This window comes from Cognatilysobacter tabacisoli (assembly GCF_003586305.1).
Classification (GTDB): Bacteria; Pseudomonadota; Gammaproteobacteria; order Xanthomonadales; family Xanthomonadaceae; genus Cognatilysobacter_A; species Cognatilysobacter_A tabacisoli.
On the sequence record NZ_QXJI01000001.1, the window covers coordinates 69,449 to 88,353 of the forward strand.

Genomic DNA, 18,905 nt, shown 5'->3' on the forward strand with positions numbered 1-18,905 from the left:
CCTGCCGCGCGCGGCGATCAGCGCCCGTTGGCGCTGTAGCCGCCCGGCCCCAGCAGGGCCAGCGCCGCGCCGGACGCCAGCAGCATCGCCTGCAGTTCGATCGCCCAGCCGCCCTGGCCGTTGAAGTCGGTCAGGTCGCCCATGTGCGCGAGGAAGATCGCGAACAGCATGTTGACCGCGATCAGCGCGCCGCCGAGCCGCGCGTAGAACCCGACCAGCACCAGGATCGGCGCGAGCACCTCGCCGGCGAACACGCCGTACGCCAGCCACGACGGCAGGCCGTGGGCGACGACCATCGATTCGATGCCGCCGATGCCGCCGCGCAGCTTGGCGATGCCGTGGAACAGCACCACGACGCCGAGGGTGAGGCGCAGCAGCAGCTTGCCGAAATCGGCCTGGGTGTTCGGATTCATCGGAGTCCCCTGTCGAGCGAAAGCGCGGCGCGAAGCATAGACGGCCGGCGACGCGCGCGGCGAGTGCGCGCGCGTGCGCGCGGTCACGGGCTAGCGGATCGGCACCTTCAGCCGGCGGCCCTGCCAGCCGAGCACGACGCCGTCTTCGGTGATCGAATCGACCACCGCATCGCCGACGCGGTCGCCCTCGCTGACACGGTTGCCGTCGACGATCGCGAACCGACGGTCGGGCGCCGGGTTCCACATCAGCATGCTGATCTTCAGCGCCGGCAGCTGCTGGCGCTCCTCGATCGAGAGGTCGGACAGCCGCAGCGGCGACGTCGGCGAGGTGAAGGTCGCGGCCGCCGGCGCCGTGTCGGGCGTGCTTGCCGGCGTGCGGGTCAGCGCGCCGCCGGGGGCGCGGGTGGACGGCACGACCAGCACCGGCGCGGGCTCGGGTCGGGGAGCGGTCGCGACGGTCGGAGCCGGCGGCAGCACCGCCGGTGCCTGCGCGCCACGCACGGGCGCCGGCACCGGGCCGCTGGCCGACGCGGGCGCGGGGACCTCGGCGGCTGCCTCAGGCGCGCCGGTGAGCGCCGGTGCGGAGGCGGCGGGCATCGACGGCATTGGCGCCGGGACGACGGGTGTCGCCGGCAGCGGAGCGGTCGACGATGCGGTTGCCTCCGCCGCGGTGGCGGCACCCGCGCGGGCCGTGCCGGTCGCGGCCACCCCAGTCGTCGCGTCGACGGCCGGCGGATTGCCGGCGGAGGCGTCCGTGTCCCGCGCCGCACGCAGCGCGTACGCGACCGCCAGCAGCACGGCGATCGCGGCGACGGCCCACAACCAGGCGCGCGGCGGGCCGGCGGCGCCAACGGGCGCGGCGACGGGCGCCTCGTCGAACAGGTCCGGCACGTCGGCGCGGCGCCGCTCGGCCTCGGACTTGCGCAGGGCGTCGAGGATCATCGACATCGCTTACTCCAGTGACGCGCGCAGGCGCGGCCCGGCGTCGCGCGCCGCGAGCGCCATCAGGGTTTCCGGTCCGACCACGCCGTCGGCGGCGAGACCGCGGTCGCGCTGGAAGCGCAGCACCGCGTCGCGCATCGCCGCGTCGAGCGTCGCCGGCGCGTCGTTGGCCAGGTACTGCGGCGCGAGCCCGTCGCGCACCCACGCCACCGCCGCCGGCGGGCTGGCGGCGGTGATGGGCGCGACCACGTCGTCGGGCGCGCGCCAGAGGACGGCGTATCCGCCGTCCCAGGCGCGCTCGAGCGCGATCCGCGGCACGTCGACGGTCGCGTCGTCGAGCCGCAGGCGCGCGTGGCGCGCGTCGGCGCCGAGCAGGGCCGCCCATCGCTGCGCGTCGCCGTCGCGCAGCAGCAGCATCGCCGGCCGCTCCTGCGCGGTGAGCTTGTCGAGGCTGCCGCGGCCGCGCAGGCAGTAGACGCCGGGCGCGAGCACCGGCGGGCACGCGGCCGCGCGCTCGGCGTCGGCGGCGGATGCGGGCAGGTTCCACAGGCCGAGCAGGTGCCGCCACGCGTCCCACGGCGCCGTCGGCGCCACGATGCGCGCGGCCAGCGACGCCGCGTCGAGGCGGGGCACCGGCGCCACCGCAGGCGCCGTCGATGCGCTGCGCGCGACCCGCGGCGCCACCGTGGTCGGCGCCGTCGTTGGGGGCGCACGCAAGGCCCACGCGCCGGCCGCTGCGAGCAGGGCGACGCCGAGCGCGACCGCGATCGCGCCCTCGCGCCGGCCGATCCGGCGCGGGCGTCTTTCCGGCAGCGCCTCGCGCGCGGCGCGGTCGACGAAGTGGTGGTCGATGCTGGTCAGGTCCTGCGCGTACGCGCCGAGCAGCGCGCGCTCGGCGATCACGTTGATCAGGCGCGGCACGCCGCCGGAGTGCGCGTGGATGCGCTGGATCGCGCGCGCGGTGAACGGCAGGTGCAGCCCGCCGGCGACGCGGAAGCGGTGGCGCAGGTACGCCGCGGTCTCGTCGGCGTTCAGCGGGGTCAGGTGGTAGCGCGCGGTGATGCGCTGGGCCAGCTGGCGCAGGTCGTCGCGGGCGAGGATCGTGCGCAGCTCCGGCTGGCCGATCAGCAGGATCTGCAGCAGCTTCTGCGTCGCCGTTTCCAGGTTGGTCAGCAGCCGCACCTGTTCGAGCGACTCGACCGACAGGTTCTGCGCCTCGTCGATGATCAGCGCCACGCGCAGGCCGCGCGCGTAAGCGTCGAGCAGGTACGCGTTGAGCGCGTCGACCAGCGCCTTCAGGCTGCCGCGGCGCGTGCCCGACTCGGTGCCGTCGAGCGGAATGTGCAGCTCCTCGCAGATCGTCTCGAGCAGCTCGACCGGCGACAGCCTGGGGTTCAGCACCAGAGCGACGCGGGTGGTGTCGGACAGCTGTTCGAGCAGCAGCCGGCACAGCGTGGTCTTGCCGGTGCCGACCTCGCCGGTCAGCTGGACGAAGCCGCCGCCGCCGCCCTTGTCGATGCCGAACAGCAGGTGCGCGAGGGCGTCCCGGTGGCGCTCGCTGAGGAACACGAAGCGCGGGTCGGGCGTGATCGAGAACGGCGGCTCCTTGAGGCCGAAGTGCTCGAGGTACATGCGCGTCCCGGTGGTGGCGAGGTCACTAGCCTGACACGAAACGCACGGCGCCAGGCGGCCGCGGCCCGCGGCGCGCGCGCGGGTTCAGTCGGCGATCTGCTTGGACTCGGAGGTGCCGAGCAGCTCGGCATGGCCGGCGCTCTGGTCGCGTCGCGGCTGGCCGAGCAGCGGGTGCACCAGCACCGCGACCAGGATGATCGCCACGCCGGCGTAGAACTGCGGGGTCAGCTCGCGCTGCTCGTTGAGCAGCACGATCGCCAGCACGATGGCGTAGACCGGCTCGAGATTCACCGCCAGCTGCGCGGTGAACGCGCTCATGTGCCGCAGCGCGACCAGCGACAGCGCGAAGGGCAGCAGCGTGCACGCCAGCGCCAGCGCCAGCAGCAGCCACGCGTCGCGCGCGCCGGGCAGCACCAGCAGGTCGCCGGCGAACGACGGGAACAGCAGCGGCATCAGCGGCGCCAGCGCGGTCATCGCCAGCGTGCCGGCGCCGAGCTCGATGCCGGTGACCGTCAGCGGGTCGCCGTGCTCGACCAGGCGCTTGTTGAGCGAGCCGAAGATCGCGCACAGCAGCGCCGAGACCGCGCCGACCGCGATCCCGAGCCGCATGCCGGCCGGCACGCCGCCGACCACCAGCGCCACGCCGGGCAGCACCGCCAAGCCGAGCGCGACCTCGCGCTTGGACAGGCGCGTGCGCGTCAGCCACGGCTCGACCAGCGCGGTGAACACCGTCGCCAGCGCGATGCAGGTCGCACCGACCGAGGCGTTCGAGAGCTTGATCGAGCCGTAGAACGTCAGCCAGTGCAGTGCCACGAGCACGCCGATGCCGGCGTAGGCCAGCACCAGCCGCGGCGGCATCGCGCGCAGCCCGCGCCACACCTGCGGCAGCACCGCGAGCGCTGCGACGACGATCAGCATCCGCCACCACACCAGCGGCAGTGCCGGCAGCGAGATCAGCTTGCCGAGGATGGCGGTGAAGCCCCACAGCGCCACGCAGAAGTGGATCTGCAGCAGCGCCTTGGTCGTCGGGGTGAGGGCGGGTCGGCTCATGGTGCGTGCATTTTGCACGCCCGCGCGGCGCCGCCGTCGCCGGCCTATGATCGCGACGGTCGGGCGCGCCGTCGCGCCGCCGTGGCAAGGGGGCTGGCATGCGTCGGATCGATAACTTGGCGCCGCTGGGCCGGCTCGCGCCGTTGTCGCCGGTGGGCCGGCTGGTGGCGCTGGCGGTGTGCGCCGTGTCGCTGGCGTCGTTCGTGCTGCAGTACGTGCTGCTGATCCGGCTGACGCTGGACACGGTCGGGCCCGGCTTCGCGACCGTGCGCTTCCTCAGCTACTTCACGATCCTCAGCAACCTGGCGGTGATCTGCGCGACCGCGAGCGCGGCGCTCGACGCGCGCGGGCCGCTTGCGGCGTACTGGCTCACGCCGCGCACCCTCGGCGCGATCGCGCTGTACATCGGCGTGACCGGGACCGTGTACGTGACCGTGCTGCGCCACCTGTGGCAGCCGACCGGCGCGCAGTGGTGGGCCGACAGCGGGCTGCACTACGCGACCCCCGCGCTGTACCTGGGCTGGTGGCTGGCCTGCGTGCCGCACGCGCGGCTGGCGTGGCGCGACGTGCCGGCGTGGCTGGTGTTCCCGGCCGTCTACCTGGCGTGGGCGCTGTTCCGCGGCACGTGGGCGCACGAGTACCCGTACCCGTTCATCGACGTCGCCGCACTCGGCGCCGCGGCGGTCGCGCGCAACGCGGCCGGGGTGATGGCGCTGTTTGTCGCGTTCGGCGCGCTGCTGGTGGGGCTCGACCGCGTGCTGCTGCCGCGGCTGGCGCCGCGCGCGCTGGCGTGAGCGCGGACTGGCTGGCGCACCTGCGCGACCTCTGCGCGCAGGCCGTGGGCGACCTCGGACCAGTCTCGACGCGCGCGATGTTCGGCGGCCACGGTCTGTACCTCGACGGTCGCATCGTCGGCGTGGTCATCGACGGGGCGCTGTACCTGAAGGTGGATCCGGACACGCGCGCGCGGTTCGCCGATGCCGGCGGCGCGCCGTTCGTCTATCGCGGCCAGGCCAGGCCGATCGAGATGTCGTACTGGTCCCTGCCCGAAGCCGCGCTCGATTCGGCCGATTTGTTGCGCCCGTGGCTGCGCCTCGCGCACGCCGCCGCGCTGCGCAAGCCGCCGCCGCGCGCTCCGCGGCGCTAGCGCGGCGGCTCGGCGAACCCGAGCAGCCAGTCGACGAAGCGCTGCGCCGCCGGCCGCAGCCGGCGGTGCGACGGGTACACGACGGCGTACCGCCAGCGGCCCGGCATCGACGGCCCGGGCAGGCGCACCAGCCGCCCGGCCTCCAGGTACGGCGCGACGATGCGTTCGCGCGCCAGCGCGACGCCGAGCCCGAACACCGCGGCGTTGAGCGCGTCGGTCGCATCGCTGAAGTGCAGGCGCTCGTCGATGCGCCCGTGCACGCCGGCCAGCCGGAACCAGTCGTGCCAGCCCTGCCGCGACAGGTCGGCGATCAGCGGCAGCGCGGCGATGTCCTCGGCCGTGCGCACGCGGTCGAGCCCGGGGAAGTCCGGCGCGGCCACCGGGAACAGCGCCTCGTCCATCAGGTAGTGCGCGGTCAGCCCCGGCCAGTGGCCGGGCCCGTGGCGAATCGCAAGGTCCGGGCCGCCGTCCTCGAAGCGGGTCAGCGAGACCTCGGTGTCGATCGCCAGGCGGACGTTTGGGTGCGCCGCGGTGAACTGCCCGAGCCGCGGCATCAACCAGGTGTAGGCGAACGAGTGCAGCGTGCTGATCCGCACCCGGTCCTGCTCGTCGCGGGCATCGCGCAGGTCGCGCAGCGCATCGTCGACGTCGGCCATCGCACTGCCGGCCGCGTCGGCCAGGCGGCGCCCCTCGGCGGTCAGGGTGACCCCGCGCGCGTGGCGCTGGAACAGCACCACCCCGAGCCGCGCCTCGAGCTTGCGCACGTGGTGGCTGACGGCGCTGGCCGTGAGGTGCAGTTCCTCGCCGGCGTGGGCGAAGTTCTGGTGGCGGGCGGCGGCTTCGAACGCCGCCAGCGCCGGCAGCAGGTCGGGACGGAGTGCCATGGAGCCTCAAGCCTGGTTTGCGTCTGACGCCGAAAGTACGCGCTTGCTTGCCCATCGGGCAACCGGACAATCGCCATACGACACGAGCCAGATTGACGCCAATCGCGGCGCTGGACCGTGCACCGCCGCCGTCGAACCCGGGACCCGCCATGAACGACCTCAGCTATGCCATCGATCCCGATGCCCTGCAGGCACTCACGCTCGACGAGGCCCCGGCGGTCGAGGTTGGCGACGGCTGCACCCGCCGCGCGCTGCCGAGCGTCCCCGGCGTGCGGGTCTGGGTGGTCGACATGGCGCCCGGCGCGTCGTGGCCGAAGATCGACCACCACGACACCGGCGAATCCTTCTACGTGATCAGCGGCGAAGTGATCGAGGGCGAGGCGCGATTCGGCGCCGGCACGTACGTGAGCTTCGCACCGGACAGCCGGCACCGCCCGCGAACCGAAACCGGCGTGCGCCTGATCGGCTTCAACCTCAGCACGCCGGCGTTCCTGGCCGCCGGCGGTGGCGTCGACGCGATCGCCCACGCCTTCCACCCGTCGCAGGGCTGAGCCCGCGACGCTTCCTGCCGCTCCGGAGCCGCCATGAACACTACCGCCGCCGCGCCGTCCCCCGCGCTGCCCGCGACCGCACAGGCCTGGCTGACGCCGCTCGAACTGGGCGTGCTCGGCGCGATCTGGGGCGCCTCGTTCCTGTTCATGCGGGTCGCGGCCGGCGACTTCGGCGCGCTGGCGCTGGTCGAGGTGCGGCTGGCGCTCGGCTCGCTGGTGCTGCTGCCGTTCCTGTGGCGCGCGCGGGCGCAGTTCCCGGCGCGGCTGTGGCCGAAGTTGGCGCTGATCGGCGCGATCAACTCGGCTGCGCCGTTCCTGCTGTTCGCGTGGGCGGCGCAGCGCGCGCCGGCCGGCGTCGGCGCGATCGCCAACGCGATGACGGTGCTGTTCACCGCGCTGGTCGGCTTCCTGTTCTTCGGCGAGAAGATCGGCGCGCGCCGCGCGGTCGCGCTGCTGGTCGGCTTCGGCGGCGTCGTGGTGCTGGCCAGCGGCAAGACCGCCGGCGCCAGCATCGGCTGGGCGGTCGCGGCCGGCGTCGCGGCGTCGTTCCTGTACGGCATCGGCATCAACCTGGTGCGTCGCCACCTCGGCGGGCTGCCGGCCGCGGCGGTCGCGTCGGCGACGCTCGGCGTCGCGGCGATCCTGACCCTGCCGTTCGCGGTGGCGACCTGGCCGACGCAGCCCATCCCGGCCGCGTCGTGGGCGTCGGCGGTGATGCTCGGCGTGGTCTGCACCGGCGCGGCGTTCGTCCTGTACTACCGGCTGATCGCGCGCGTCGGCGCCGGCCGGGCGTCGACCGTCACCTATCTGATCCCGGTGTTCGGCGTGGCGTGGGCGTGGGCGCTGCTCGACGAGCCGCTCACGCTGACGATGGCGATCGCCGGCGCGCTGATCCTCGGCAGCGTCGCGCTGAGCCAGCGCTCGCCGTAGCGCGCTGGCGCGGTGCTCACAGCCGCGCGAGCAGCGCCATCGCGGCGGCCGGGTTGCGCGCCTTCGCGGCGGCGATGAAGAACACGAACACGTCGCGCGGCTGGCGCGGCGCGGACGTCGACGGGTCGAGCTTCGGCAGGTCGTCCGGCTCGCCGCCCCCGGCCCACGTGCGGGCCCGTTCGGCCCAGCGGTCGAGTTCGCGCGGCGGGTAGCCGGTCGCGACGTCTTCGCGGCTGCGCATCAGCCGTGCGTAGACGACGTCCGCGGTGACGTCGGCGAACGACGGGTGCTCGTCCGAATCGGTGAATACCGCGGCGATGCCATGCCGGCGCAGCAGCGCGACGTGCTCGGCGTCGACCGACGCCGCGTCGCGCAGGTCGAGCACGTGGCGCAGTGGCCGACCGTCGGCCGTCGCCGGCAGCAGCGCCAGGAACGCGGCGAGGTCGTCGCGGTCGATCGGCGCCGACGGCTCGATCTGCCACACGATCGGGCCGAGCCGATCGCCGACGCCAGCCCGCCGACGAAGTCCTCGACCTGGCGGCCGGTCTTCGCCAGCACCTTCGCCTGGGTGATCCGCATCGGCGCCTTGGCCGAGAACACGAAGCCGTCCGGCGTCTCCGCGGCCCACTTGGCGTAGGTCGCCGGTGTCTGCGCGCGGTAATAGGTGCTGTTGACCTCGATCGCGGTGACGTGGCGGCTGGCGTGCTCGAGCTCGCGCCGCTGCACCAGGCCCTTCGGGTAGAAATTGTCGCGCCACCGCGCGTACACCCAGCCGCCGATGCCGACGCGGATCGCGCCGGTCTCGGGCTTGCCACCGCTGCGTCGCGTCGCCATCGCCGCGATGGCGCCGCTACTTGATCGGCTGGTCGAGCAGCAGCTCGCGGACGAAGCGGACCGGCGGCGACCCGTACGACAGCACCTTGTCGTGGTAGGCCTTGAGGTCGAACGCCGCGCCGTCGCGCTTCTCGATCTCGCGGCGCAGGTCCAGGTGTTCGCTGTAGCCGACGAAGTAGGTCGGCAGCTGCGCCGAGGTCAGCTGCGCGCGCACCCACTTGCCGGCCGCCTCGCGCTCCTGCTGGAACGTGGTCACCGTCATCAGCTTCATCGCGTCCTCGCGGCTCATGCCGTCGACGTGGATGGCCTGGTCGAGCAGCGCGTTGGCCATCGCCCGCAGCGCCCACTTGCGCTGGATCAGCTGCATCAGCGGGTCGTTGTCCATGTAGCCGGCGTCGGCCATGACCTTCTCGGCGTACATCGCCCAGCCCTCGATGAAGGGGCCGGAGCCGAGCACCGCGCGCAGCGTCGACGGGTGCTTGTTCGAGTGGGCGATCTGCAGGTAGTGGCCCGGCATCGCCTCGTGGATGCTGAGCTCGTGGATCGAGCGGGTGTTGTATTCGCGCAGGAACGAGTCGACCTGCTCGTCGGTCCAGTCGTCCGGGATCGGCGAGACCGCGTAGAACGTGTCCAGCCCCTTGTCGAGCGGGCCCGGGGAGTCGCAGTACGCGACGGCGACGCCGCGCTGGAACTCCGGCATCAGGATGATCTGCACCGGCGTGTCCGGCACGGTGACCAGGTTCTTCTCGCGCACGAACGCGGTTGCCTGCGCGGTGGACTCGCGGGCGACCTCGACCACCTTGTCGCGCGCGGGGCGCTCGGCGTAGGCCAGCTCCAGCGCCGCCTCGATCGCCTTCTGCTGCTGCGCGTCGCCGGGCTGCGGCGGCATGTCCTTCGGCGGCGCGACGCCGGCGGCCTGCGCGCGCTCGGTCAGCAGCTTGCGCGCGATCTCGTACATCTCCGCGCGCGTGGCCTTGATCGCCGCCTCGGCGCGCGTGCGGATCTCGGCCCGGGTCATCGGCGAGTTCAGCGCGAACGCGAGCTTCTCGTCGTACAGCTGCTGGCCGATGCGGAAGTTGCCGCGGGCGTTCGGCACCAGCGTGTCGTCGAGCCACGCCTGGTGCTCGGCCACCGCGGTGCGCAGGCCGGCGATCGCGCGGTCCAGCCGCTGCCGGTCGGCGCCGCCCAGCGCCTTCGCGTTGGGGACGACCAGCCCGTCGACCAGCTGCAGCAGGCCGGCGTTCTGCTTGGCGACGGTCTCGGCGTGGATCTTCGGCACGCGCGCCGGGTCGAGGTTCTCGCGCATCTGCGCCAGCAGCGCCGGCAGCTTCTCCATGCGCGCGGTCGCCGAGCGCAGGCGCTGCGGCATCGGCGCGAACTCGCGCGCCATCAGGTTGTAGATCGCGCTGCCGGCAAGCTGGCTGTAGACCTGCGGGTCCCACGCCCACGACTGCAGCGTCTCCAAGGTCCACAGGTCGTAGCGCACCTGGTTGCGCAGGATCGCCGCGTCGATCTGGTTCTCGCGCGAAAGGTCGGCGACCTGCAGCGTGTCGAGTTCGGCCAGCGTCTTGCGGTTGAAGTCGATGGCCGCCTGGCGGCCGGCGGGCCCGAGGTCGTCGATGCGGTCGTCGAAGTCGTGGCGGCCGACCTGGGTCGCCGCGACCGGCTGCAGCGCCAGCCAGCCGTCGAGCCAGCGCGCGGCGATGTCGGCGAAGCGCTGGTCGGCCTGGGCCGTGGTGGCGGGCGCCGGCGCGGTCGCGGCGGCCTTGGGCGCCGGGGCGTCCGGGCCGCAGGCGGCGAGGGCGAGCGCCAGCGAGGCGGGCAGCAGGAGGGCGGGCAGGCGGCGGGCGGACATGCGGCGACTCGCGGAGGGGGGGGCGATAGGCAGAGCATATCGCCGCCGCGCGATCCCCGGCGACGCCGATGGCGTGCGGTTCAGCCGCGCAGCGCGCCGGGGTGCGTGTAGACGTTGAAGCCGTCGTCGCGGGCGAAGCCAACCAGGGTCAGGCCCGCGGCCTGCGCGGTGCGCACGGCCAGGTCGGTCGGCGCCGACATCGCCACCAGCATCGCGATGCCGGCCGTGGCCGCCTTGTGCACGAGCTCGTACGACGCGCGCGAGGTCATCACCGCGAATCCGGCGTGCGGGTCGAGCGGGGAGCCCGGCGCGGCCATCGCGCCGATCAGCTTGTCGAGCGCGTTGTGGCGGCCGACGTCCTCGCGCACCAGCAGCCCGCGGTCGTGCACGAACGCCGCGGCGTGGACGCCGCCGCTGCGTGCGTTCAGCGGCTGCAGGCCGGCCAGCGCGCGCACCGCGGCGTGGACGGACGCCGCGTCGACGGGCCGCGCCGGCGCGACGGCCGGGACCGGCCGCAGCGCGGCGTCGAGCGACTCGACGCCGCACAGCCCGCAGCCGCTGGGTCCGTTCACGCTCCGACGCCGCGACTGCAGCGCATCGAAGCGCGCCTGCGGAATCGCCGCGTGCAGCGCGATGCCGCCGTCGTGCACGACCGTGTCGACCAGCGCGAACTCGGCCGGCGTCGCCACGATTCCTTCGCTGAGCGCGAACCCGAGCGCGTAGTCGGCCAGGTCGTGCGGCGTGGCCATCATCACCGCGTGCGACTGGCCGTTGTAGAGCAGGGCCACGGGGCACTCGACCACGGCCTCGTCGTGGGCCGCGTGGCGCGCGCCGGCGCGCACCCGCAGCGCGTCGACCGGCGCCAGCGGCCCGCTCACGCGCCCGCGCACAGCGCGCGCCCCTTGGCGGTCAGCCACAGCCGGGTGCGCTCGCCGTCGACGCGGGCCTCGACCAGCGCCAGGCCCGGCAGGCGCGGGTCGTCGCCGAGCGCGACCAGCAGCCGCTGCAGTTCGCTGGTGCGCAGGCCCAGCGCCTTGGCCGCGCGCGGCAGCGACGGGCCGTCGTCGCGGGCCAGCATCGCGAGCAGTGCGGCGGCCTGCGCGTCGGGCTCGCGTGCGGCGTCGTTCATGCGGGCGCCCGCGGCGACAGCCGCACGGGGATCGCCTTCGACGCCGGCGTGCGCGCGCGCTCGGCGTGGTGGTCCAGCGGCACCAGCGCGTTCGTCTCGGGGAAGTAGCTCGCCAGGCAGCCGTCAGGAATGTCGTACGCGATGAGGCGGAAGTCGGACACGGTGCGCTCCTCGAGCGCGCCGTCGGCGGCGTGCCACACCGAGGTGATGTCGACGTGCTGGCCGTCGGCCAGGCCGTGCCGCTGCAGGTCGGCCGGCGAGATGAAGCACACCCGCCGCAGCCCGTGCACGCCGCGGTAGCGGTCGTCGAGGCCGTAGATCGTGGTGTTGTACTGGTCGTGCGCGCGGACCGTCATCAGCGTGAACGGCGCTGGGGCGGGCGTTGCCATTGAGCCCTCGTCGAGCGGATGCGCGAACAGCTGCGCGCGGCCGGACGGCGTCGGGAAGCGGCGGTCGCGGCCGGGGTGGCGCAGGTGGAAACCCCCGGGCCGTCGCACGCGCGCGTTGAAGTCGTCGAAGCCGTCGACGACCTGCGCGATCCGATCGCGGATCCGGTCGTAGTCCTCGACCAGCCACGCCCAGCGCGTGCGGCTGCGCGGCAACGTGGCCGCGGCCAGCCGCGCGACGATCGCCGGCTCCGACAGCAGGTGCTCCGACGCCGGCGGGTTCATGCCCGACGACAGGTGCACCATGCTCATCGAGTCCTCGACCGTCACCGCCTGCGGGCCGCCGGCCTGCAGGTCGATCTCGGTGCGGCCCAGGCACGGCAGGATCAGCGCGTCGCGGCCGTGGACCACGTGCGAGCGGTTGAGCTTGGTGCTGACCTGCACCGTCAGCGCGCAGCGCTGCAGCGCCGCGTGCACGCGCGCGCTGTCGGGCGTCGCCGCGGCGAAGTTGCCGCCCATCGCGAAGAACACCGCCGCGCGGCCGTCGTGCATCGCCTCGATCGCGGCGACCGTGTCGAAGCCGTGCGCGCGCGGCGGGGCGAAATCGAACGCCGCGCCGAGGTGATCAAGAAAGGCGTCGCTGGGCTGCTCGTAGATGCCCATCGTGCGGTCGCCCTGCACGTTGCTGTGGCCGCGCACCGGGCACGGGCCGGCGCCCGGCCGGCCGATGTTGCCGCGCAGCAGCAGCACGTTGGCGAGCATCTGGATCGTCGCGACGCTGCGGCGGTGCTGGGTGATGCCCATGCCCCAGCACAGGATCGTCGCGCGGCTGTCGACGTACACCTGCGCGGCTTCCTCGAGCTGCTTGCGCGTCAGCCCCGATTCGCGCTCGAGCGCGTCCCATCCGGTCGCGCGCAGCGACGCGGCCAGCGCGTCGAAACCGTCGACATGCGCCGCGATGAAGGCGTGGTCGACCGCGTCGCGTTCGACCACGACCTTGGCGATCGCGGTCGCCACCGCGAGGTCGCCGCCGATGCGCGGCTGGTAGTAGTGCGTCGCGATCCGCGTGCTGCCGCCGCCGAACATCTCGGCCGGCGACTGCGGGTTGGTGAACCGCTCCAGCCCGCGCTCGCGCAGCGGGTTGAACGCGACGATCCGGCAGCCGCGCTTGGCCGCGCTGCGCAGTTCGCCGAGCATGCGCGGGTGGTTGGTGCCGGGGTTCTGGCCGAAGATGAAGATCGCGTCGCACTGCTCGAAGTCGTCGAGCGTGACCGAGCCCTTGCCGCTGCCGAGCTGTTCGGTCAGCGCCACGCCGGACGGCTCGTGGCACATGTTCGAGCAGTCCGGCAGGTTGTTGGTGCCGAACTCGCGCACGAACAGCTGGTACAGGAACGCAGCCTCGTTCGAGGTGCGCCCGGACGTGTAGAACACCGCCGCGTCAGGCGACGGCAGCGCGTGCAGCGCGGCGGCGATGCGCGCGAACGCGTCGTTCCAGCCGATCGGCACGTAGCGGTCGCTGGCCGCGTCGTAGGCCATCGGCTCGGTCAGGCGGCCCTGCGCCTCGAGGAAATGGTCGTCCTGCTGCGCGAGCCACGCCACCGGATGCTCGGCGAAGAACTCGCGGGTGACGCGCCGGGCGGTCGCTTCGTTGGCGACCGCCTTGACCCCGTTCTCGCAGAACTCGAACGATGAGTGCGCGTTGCGGTCCGGCCACGCGCAGCCCGGGCAGTCGAAGCCTGTCGGCTGGTTGGTGCGCAGCAGGGTGCCGGCGCCCTTGAGCACGACGTCCTGCTCGCGCAGCGCGTGCAGCGAGCTGCGCAGTGCATCCCAGCCGCCGGCGGGCTTGTCGTAGGGGGTTACGGGCGGGTCGTCGGCCATGGCCCGGATGATCGCGCCGGCGCCGCGGGCCGTCCAATCGGCCGTCGTGATCGCGCGGTGCAACGTGCCGGGGCGCGTCGCGACGTGCGCATCGACGGCCTGCGATCCGGCGCGGTCACGCGTGCCGCGCGATGGGAATCACTCGTCCTCTTCGCCGTCGTCGAATTCGACCAGAGCGTCGAGATCGAAGGCGAGCGCCTCGACCGTCTCGCGCACCTTGCGCTCGGTCGACGCGTTGGGGACCTCGATCTCGATCTCGTGGACGTCGGCGCCGCCGAGGTCGCTCAGGCCGGCCGAGCTGGAGTCGGAGTCGTCCATGCGCGGCATCAGGTCGGCGACTTCCTCGACGTGCTCGATGCCCTCCAGGCTCAGCAGCAGGTTGGAGATGGCGCGGGCGTCGTCATCGCTGCCGGTGACACGGATGCGCAACAGGGACATGGCGGTGGGCTCGATCGGGGGAGTGACGGGGAGGCTAGGCACGCGCCGGCTAAGGCGACGTGACGGCAGCGCGCGGCCGAGCGCCGGGATCGCCGGCCGGGGCGCTGTCGCGCCGTTGACGTGCCGCTGCGCTACCGTTGCCGCATGTCGACGCCGCTCCCGCCCGTGCCGCCGGAATCGCCGCAGCGCCCGCCCGGCGAGGCCCGCGTGTCGCTGCGCCCGCTTGAGCGCGGCGACCTGCACTTCGTCCACACGCTCAACAACAACCGCAGCGTGATGAGCTACTGGTTCGAGGAGCCGTACGAGTCGTTCATCGAGCTGGAGGAGCTGTTCCGCAAGCACATCCACGACCAGACCGAGCGCCGCTTCATCGTCGAGGACGGCGCGCAGGAGCGGGTCGGGCTGGTCGAGCTGGTCGAGATCGACCACCTGCACCGGCGCGCCGAGTTCATGATCATGATCTCGCCGGAGTTCCAGGGCCGCGGCCTGGCGCGCGCCGCGACGCGGCTGGCGGTCAACTACGCGTTCCGCGTGCTCAACCTCTACAAGTTGTACCTGCTGGTCGACGTCGACAATGCGCGCGCGATCCGCATCTACGAGGGCGTCGGCTTCCGCCGCGAGGGGGTGCTGGTCGACGAGTTCTTCAGCGACGGCCGCTACCACAGCGTGGTGCGGATGTGCCTGTTCCAGCACGAGGCGCTGGGCCGCCCGAGCCTGCCCGCCGGCTGACCGGCGCTGGCGTCAGCCGGCCTCGCCGGCCTGCGGCACGCGCACCACGGTGACCGTGCACGGGGCCTCGGCGACGACGTGCCCCGACACGCTCCCGAGCATCCGCCGCACGCCGGTGATGCCGCGCGCGCCCATGACCAGGTGGTCGACGCGGTTGCTGCGCGCGAACTCGAGCAGCGCGACCCCCGGGTCGGCGTGTTCGAGCACGTGCACGGTCAGGCGGCTGTCGCCGAGCTGCAGCGGGCGCGCCCAGTCGCGCAGCCCGAGCAGCCGCTTGACGTGGCGGTTGCGGCCGTCGGCGTCGAGCGTCTGCTCCATCCCGATGCGCGGGGTCCGCATCACCGTCACGCACGCCAGCCGCGACTGCGGGAACGCCGACAGCACCCGCTGCACCGCCAGCCGCAGCGCCTCGGTCAGGCGCGCGTCGGGCTGCTTGAGGTCGACGGCGACCATCAACAGCGGCGCGTCGCCGAGGTGGTGGCTCGGCCGCCGCGCCGGGTCGTGCTCGCGGCCGTGGCTGCGCCACCAGCGCTTCAGCACGGTCCAGCGCGCGTCGCGGTGCGCGCGCTCGGCGCGCGCGGTCAGCGCGACCTGCTCGGGATGCGCCAGCGCGTGCGCGACCTGCGCGGCGGTGGCCGGACGCCGGTCGGGATCGGCCTCGAGGCAGTGCAGGATCACCTCCTGCAGCCAGCGCGGCAGGTCGCGGACGAACGCGCGCGGCGGCACCGGGTCGCGGTACAGGCGGCGGCGCAGGCCGGCCGCGCTGGTCGGATTGCCGAACGGGCGATGGCCGGTGGCGAGGTGGTAAAGGGTCACGCCGAGCGCGAACAGGTCGCTGCGCGGGTCGTTGCGCGCGCCGAGCACCTGCTCGGGCGCGATGTACGGCGCGGTGCCCATCGGCACGTGGAACTGCTCGGCCAGCAGGTCCGGCAGCAGCTCGTGGTGCGACAGGCCGAAGTCGATAAGCGCGATCGTGCCGTCGGGCCGCCGCAGCAGGTTGCTCGGCTTGATGTCCAGGTGCACGACGTGCTGCCGGTGCAGCGCATGGATCGCGGTCGCAGCGGCGGCGCCGAGCGCGGCGACGCGTTCGGGCGGGAGCGGGGCCTCGTCGAGCAGCGGGCGCAGCGTGTCGCCGGCCAGGTGCTCCATCACCAGCCACGGCTGGTCGTCGAAGTCGCCGCTGGCGACGAAGCGCGGCACGTGCGGGCCGGTCAGCGTCGGCAGGATCATCCGTTCGACCTCGAAGCCGACGATCTGGGTCGCCGCCTCGCCGTGCCCGATGCGCGGCAGCTTCATCAGCAGCGGACCGGGGTGATCGGGGTGGCGCACCCGCCACAGGGTCGCCATGCCGCCGTCGTGCAGCCGTCCGACCAGCTCGAAGCCGCCGATCGTCAACCCTTCGCGGAGTCTGGCCGGCACGATCAGGTGCCCTCGGCCAGCCGCGCGGCGAACGACGGGGGCAGGCCGGCGGCAAGAATGCGCTCGGCCGCGGCGTGGTGGTCGTACGGCACCCGCAGGCAGGTCAACGCGCCGCGGTCGGTGTCGAGCCATGCGCAGCACGCCGACGGGTTGCCGTCGCGCGGCTGCCCGACCGAGCCGGGGATCGCCAGCCAGCGCTGCGACGCCGCGAGCGGGATCGGGAAGTCGCTGCGCGGCACGAACGCGCCGGCGTCCATGCCGGGCCGCGCGTGGTAGACGGCCGGCTCGTGCACGTGGCCGCAGAAGGTGATGCGCTGCGGCGTCGCCGCCAGGCTGCGCGCGGCCATGCGCGCGTCGTCGACATAGCCCCAGTTGCCGGGGTTCCACGCGTTGGCGTGAACGTACAGGCGATCCTCGTCGGTCACGGCCAGCGGGAGCGCGTCCAGGAACGCCAGCTGCGCGGGGTCGAGCTGGCGGTGGGTCCACTCGATCGCCTCGCGAGCCCGGGCGTGCATGTGCTCGGTCGCGCCGCGCACCGCGGCCTCGTCGTGGTTGCCGAGCACGCAAACCGCGCCGTCGTCGACCATCCGCTGCACGGTATCGACGGTCCACGACGCGTCGGCGCCGTAGCCGACGATGTCGCCGAGGATCACCGCGCGGTCGTAGCCGACCTTGCCCAGCCGCCGCAGGCAGGCCTCGAAGGCCTCGCGGTTGGCGTGCAGGTCGGCGAAGAAGGCCAGGCGCATCGGGTGGGTCGGCGGGCAGGGATGTCGCCGATGGTAGGCACGCCCCGTCCGCGCCGCGATGCGGCTTTGGTCGCGCCGGCTACTTCGCTGCGGCCGGCGGCGTGCGCGTCGGCAGCGGCACGTTGCACAGGTCGATGTGGCCGGCCGGGCGCTTGTAGAAGTCGTCGCGGCGGTTGCGGCGCGACTCGACCAGCGCGTCGAACGTCGGCGTGTCGGTGCGCAGCAGCTGCAGCGCGGTGCGCTCGGCCGCCGGCACCTGGCTGGCCAGCCGCACCGAGCGGATCGCCACGCGCTGCTCCGGCTGCTCGTAGAAGCCCAGCGGCCCGGTGCCGCGCGGCACCACCGACAGCCGCTCGATCCCGTGCACGACGCGGCCGACGACGGTGATGTTGCGGTCGAGCTGGCGCGGCGACTGGCCGGTCACCACGTACAGCTCGGCGCCGGTGCTCGAGTCGGCGTCGTTGTTGCGGCCGGCGCCGACCGCGCCGTAGCAGTGCGCCATCCACGCCACGTTGGCGGCCTCATCGCGCGCGGCCGGGAAGCCGTCGACGAAGCCGACCTGAGGCGCCCAGCCGTCGCGGTCGGGCAGCGCGTGGAACGCCAGCCCCTTGGCTGGCCGCTCGAACTCGGCGGGGAGCTTGGCCTTCGCGCTGCCGAGCGGCTTCTTCTTCGCCGCGTCGTCGGCGTTGGGGTCGCCCCACTGCACGACGAAGTTGTCCTGCGAGCGCACGATCGCCAGCCCGTCCCAGTAGCCCTCGCGCGCCATCGCCGTGATGTTCGCCACGTGCGCCGGGGCGAACTGCGGGGCCAGCTCGATCACCACGCGGCCGCTGTCCAGCTCCATGTACAGCGTGCGCGCCGGGTCCAACTCCCGCCAGTCGGACGGCTGCGACGCGTCGAGGACGTCCTGCATCGTGCGGGCCTGCATCGTGCGCGGCTCGGCCGGCGCGGCGGTTTGCGCGAGCACCGGCGCGAGCGCGGCGGCGACCAGGCTGGACAGCAGTACGGCGGTGGGCAGGCGCATCGGTCGTCCTCGGGTGGCAGGACGGCGAGTGTAGACGGCGCTCGGCGCGCCGCGTCCGCGCTCAGTGCCGGGTCGCGGGCTTGGTGCCCGCCTTGGCGCGCCCGGAGCCGGACTGCTTGCCGCCGCCGTCCTGTTTGTTCACGGTCGCCCAGGCGATGCGCTCGGCGTCCTCCTGCGAGCGGCCCTGCTCGCGCTCGCTTTCTTCGATGTGGCGGGCCTGGCGCTTCTGCTTGTCGGTGTAGGCCGACTTGTCGCCGCGGGTCATGGGGCGCTCCGGGCGCCGCAGACCGGTGCGGCGCAACGCCGGTGTAGCAGCGCGCGCGTCGCGCCTGCGCCAAGGACCGCGCCCGGGTCGCCCCCACCGCCCGCGAGCGCCGTGGCGCATGACCGACGGCACCCCACGACTAATGGCAGGGGCGCTATAGCCGACTCAACACTAGTGTGGAGTCCAAGGTAGCGGCCCCCGTCGGGCCCGCCGTGGAGGCGCCCGTGACCGACCCCGATCCGACGATGCCCGACCGCGCCGCGCTCGACCGCGCGCAGGTCGACGGCGCGCTGGTCGACGGCGCGCTGCGCAAGTTCCAGAAGGAGCTCAGCGCCGGCACGGTGTCGCTGGCGCTGCTGGCGGTGCTGGGCGCGGCGCGCGAGCCGATGTACGGCTACCAGATCGCCAAGCGGCTGGAGCAGTACGGCGACGGCGTGCTCAGCGGCAAGCAGAGCGCGCTGTACCCGGTGCTGCGCAACCTCGGTGCCGGCGGCCTGCTCGACAGCCACGTCGAGCCGTCCGTCGCCGGACCGCCGCGCCGCTACTACCGCATCACCGACGCCGGCCGCGAGGTCCTGCGCCAGTGGGTCGCCGCCTGGCGCGCGACCCGTGATTCCGTCGATTCCGTCCTTGAGGGGCTGCCGCAATGAACG

General features: G+C 73.8%; 19 protein-coding genes and 2 pseudogenes. 6 read left to right on the forward strand and 15 right to left on the reverse strand.

The genetic code is table 11. From position 1 onward, the window contains the following. Positions 1–17 precede the first annotated feature (17 nt). The 4 genes from D3A60_RS04815 to D3A60_RS04830 all read right to left on the reverse strand — a co-directional run bounded on the left by D3A60_RS04815 (position 18) and on the right by D3A60_RS04830 (position 4,037). Complete coding sequence (locus tag D3A60_RS04815) at positions 18–413, reverse strand: DoxX family protein (protein WP_119717618.1); 396 nt, start codon at positions 411–413, stop codon at positions 18–20. 90 nt (positions 414–503) lie between these two features. Further along, positions 504–1,361 carry a general secretion pathway protein GspB gene (locus D3A60_RS04820; protein WP_119717619.1) on the reverse strand — a complete coding sequence of 286 codons (858 nt, stop codon included), beginning with the start codon at positions 1,359–1,361 and terminating at the stop codon, positions 504–506. A 3-nt stretch (positions 1,362–1,364) separates the two neighbouring features. Continuing rightward, positions 1,365–2,987, reverse strand: coding sequence for an ExeA family protein (locus D3A60_RS04825; RefSeq protein WP_119717620.1), 1,623 nt, complete (start codon positions 2,985–2,987; stop codon positions 1,365–1,367). Between the two features lie 84 nt (positions 2,988–3,071). Next, on the reverse strand, positions 3,072–4,037 hold the full coding sequence (locus tag D3A60_RS04830) for a DMT family transporter (protein ID WP_119717621.1): 966 nt from the start codon (positions 4,035–4,037) through the stop codon (positions 3,072–3,074). Between the two features lie 98 nt (positions 4,038–4,135). Between D3A60_RS04830 and D3A60_RS04835 the strand changes: the two genes are divergently transcribed. Beyond that, positions 4,136–4,831, forward strand: a complete 696-nt coding sequence (locus D3A60_RS04835; protein WP_157981400.1) for a Pr6Pr family membrane protein — start codon at positions 4,136–4,138, stop codon at positions 4,829–4,831. After that, on the forward strand, positions 4,828–5,184 hold the full coding sequence (locus D3A60_RS04840) for a TfoX/Sxy family protein (RefSeq protein ID WP_196778652.1): 357 nt from the start codon (positions 4,828–4,830) through the stop codon (positions 5,182–5,184). The genes D3A60_RS04835 and D3A60_RS04840 overlap by 4 nt, the downstream gene beginning before the upstream one ends. Here D3A60_RS04840 and D3A60_RS04845 read toward each other — a convergent pair. Next, positions 5,181–6,068 carry a LysR substrate-binding domain-containing protein gene (locus D3A60_RS04845; protein WP_119717623.1) on the reverse strand — a complete coding sequence of 296 codons (888 nt, stop codon included), beginning with the start codon at positions 6,066–6,068 and terminating at the stop codon, positions 5,181–5,183. The two genes, D3A60_RS04840 and D3A60_RS04845, sit on opposite strands and share 4 nt — an antisense overlap. 149 nt (positions 6,069–6,217) lie before the next feature. Between D3A60_RS04845 and D3A60_RS04850 the strand changes: the two genes are divergently transcribed. Together D3A60_RS04850 and D3A60_RS04855 are read left to right on the forward strand one after the other, a co-directional pair. Beyond that, positions 6,218–6,619: a cupin domain-containing protein gene (locus D3A60_RS04850; protein ID WP_119717624.1), complete on the forward strand. Its 402-nt coding sequence runs from the start codon at positions 6,218–6,220 to the stop codon at positions 6,617–6,619. A gap of 33 nt (positions 6,620–6,652) precedes the next feature. Beyond that, positions 6,653–7,549: a DMT family transporter gene (locus D3A60_RS04855; RefSeq protein WP_119717625.1), complete on the forward strand. Its 897-nt coding sequence runs from the start codon at positions 6,653–6,655 to the stop codon at positions 7,547–7,549. 16 nt (positions 7,550–7,565) lie between these two features. Here the strand turns inward: D3A60_RS04855 and D3A60_RS04860 are convergent. The 6 genes and pseudogenes from D3A60_RS04860 to D3A60_RS04885 all read right to left on the reverse strand — a co-directional run bounded on the left by D3A60_RS04860 (position 7,566) and on the right by D3A60_RS04885 (position 14,069). Further along, positions 7,566–8,383, reverse strand: a pseudogene (locus D3A60_RS04860) (DUF72 domain-containing protein). Between the two features lie 16 nt (positions 8,384–8,399). After that, a complete protein-coding gene (locus tag D3A60_RS04865) occupies positions 8,400–10,238 on the reverse strand; it encodes a DUF885 domain-containing protein (RefSeq protein WP_119717626.1) in 1,839 nt (612 codons plus the stop codon). 80 nt (positions 10,239–10,318) lie between these two features. After that, positions 10,319–11,128: a formate dehydrogenase accessory sulfurtransferase FdhD gene (gene fdhD, locus D3A60_RS04870; RefSeq protein WP_119717627.1), complete on the reverse strand. Its 810-nt coding sequence runs from the start codon at positions 11,126–11,128 to the stop codon at positions 10,319–10,321. After that, positions 11,113–11,367, reverse strand: a complete 255-nt coding sequence (locus D3A60_RS04875; RefSeq protein WP_119717628.1) for a hypothetical protein — start codon at positions 11,365–11,367, stop codon at positions 11,113–11,115. Before D3A60_RS04875 ends, fdhD begins: the two co-directional genes overlap by 16 nt. Beyond that, on the reverse strand, positions 11,364–13,631 hold the full coding sequence (locus D3A60_RS04880) for an FdhF/YdeP family oxidoreductase (RefSeq protein WP_119718974.1): 2,268 nt from the start codon (positions 13,629–13,631) through the stop codon (positions 11,364–11,366). Before D3A60_RS04880 ends, D3A60_RS04875 begins: the two co-directional genes overlap by 4 nt. Positions 13,632–13,769: 138 nt before the next feature. After that, entirely contained in the window at positions 13,770–14,069 is a 300-nt protein-coding gene (locus tag D3A60_RS04885; RefSeq protein ID WP_119717629.1) for a hypothetical protein, read from the reverse strand. 144 nt (positions 14,070–14,213) lie between these two features. Here D3A60_RS04885 and speG point away from each other — a divergent pair, with 144 nt between their 5' ends. Then, entirely contained in the window at positions 14,214–14,798 is a 585-nt protein-coding gene (gene speG, locus D3A60_RS04890; protein ID WP_119717630.1) for a spermidine N1-acetyltransferase, read from the forward strand. 12 nt (positions 14,799–14,810) lie between these two features. Here the strand turns inward: speG and D3A60_RS04895 are convergent, their stop codons facing one another. From D3A60_RS04895 to D3A60_RS04910, 4 genes and pseudogenes are all read right to left on the reverse strand, one after another. Continuing rightward, a complete protein-coding gene (locus D3A60_RS04895) occupies positions 14,811–16,217 on the reverse strand; it encodes a bifunctional serine/threonine-protein kinase/universal stress protein (protein ID WP_196778653.1) in 1,407 nt (468 codons plus the stop codon). A gap of 2 nt (positions 16,218–16,219) precedes the next feature. After that, complete coding sequence (locus tag D3A60_RS04900) at positions 16,220–16,963, reverse strand: metallophosphoesterase family protein (protein ID WP_119717631.1); 744 nt, start codon at positions 16,961–16,963, stop codon at positions 16,220–16,222. A 79-nt stretch (positions 16,964–17,042) separates the two neighbouring features. Next, entirely contained in the window at positions 17,043–17,891 is an 849-nt protein-coding gene (locus tag D3A60_RS04905) for a peptidylprolyl isomerase (protein WP_407062771.1), read from the reverse strand. Between the two features lie 166 nt (positions 17,892–18,057). After that, a pseudogene (locus D3A60_RS04910) lies at positions 18,058–18,252 on the reverse strand (HupB); the annotation flags it as partial. Between the two features lie 245 nt (positions 18,253–18,497). Here D3A60_RS04910 and D3A60_RS04915 point away from each other — a divergent pair. After that, the gene (locus D3A60_RS04915) at positions 18,498–18,902 is read left to right on the forward strand and encodes a PadR family transcriptional regulator (protein ID WP_119718976.1); all 405 of its coding nucleotides are present in this window, start codon (positions 18,498–18,500) and stop codon (positions 18,900–18,902) included. Positions 18,903–18,905 lie beyond the last annotated feature (3 nt).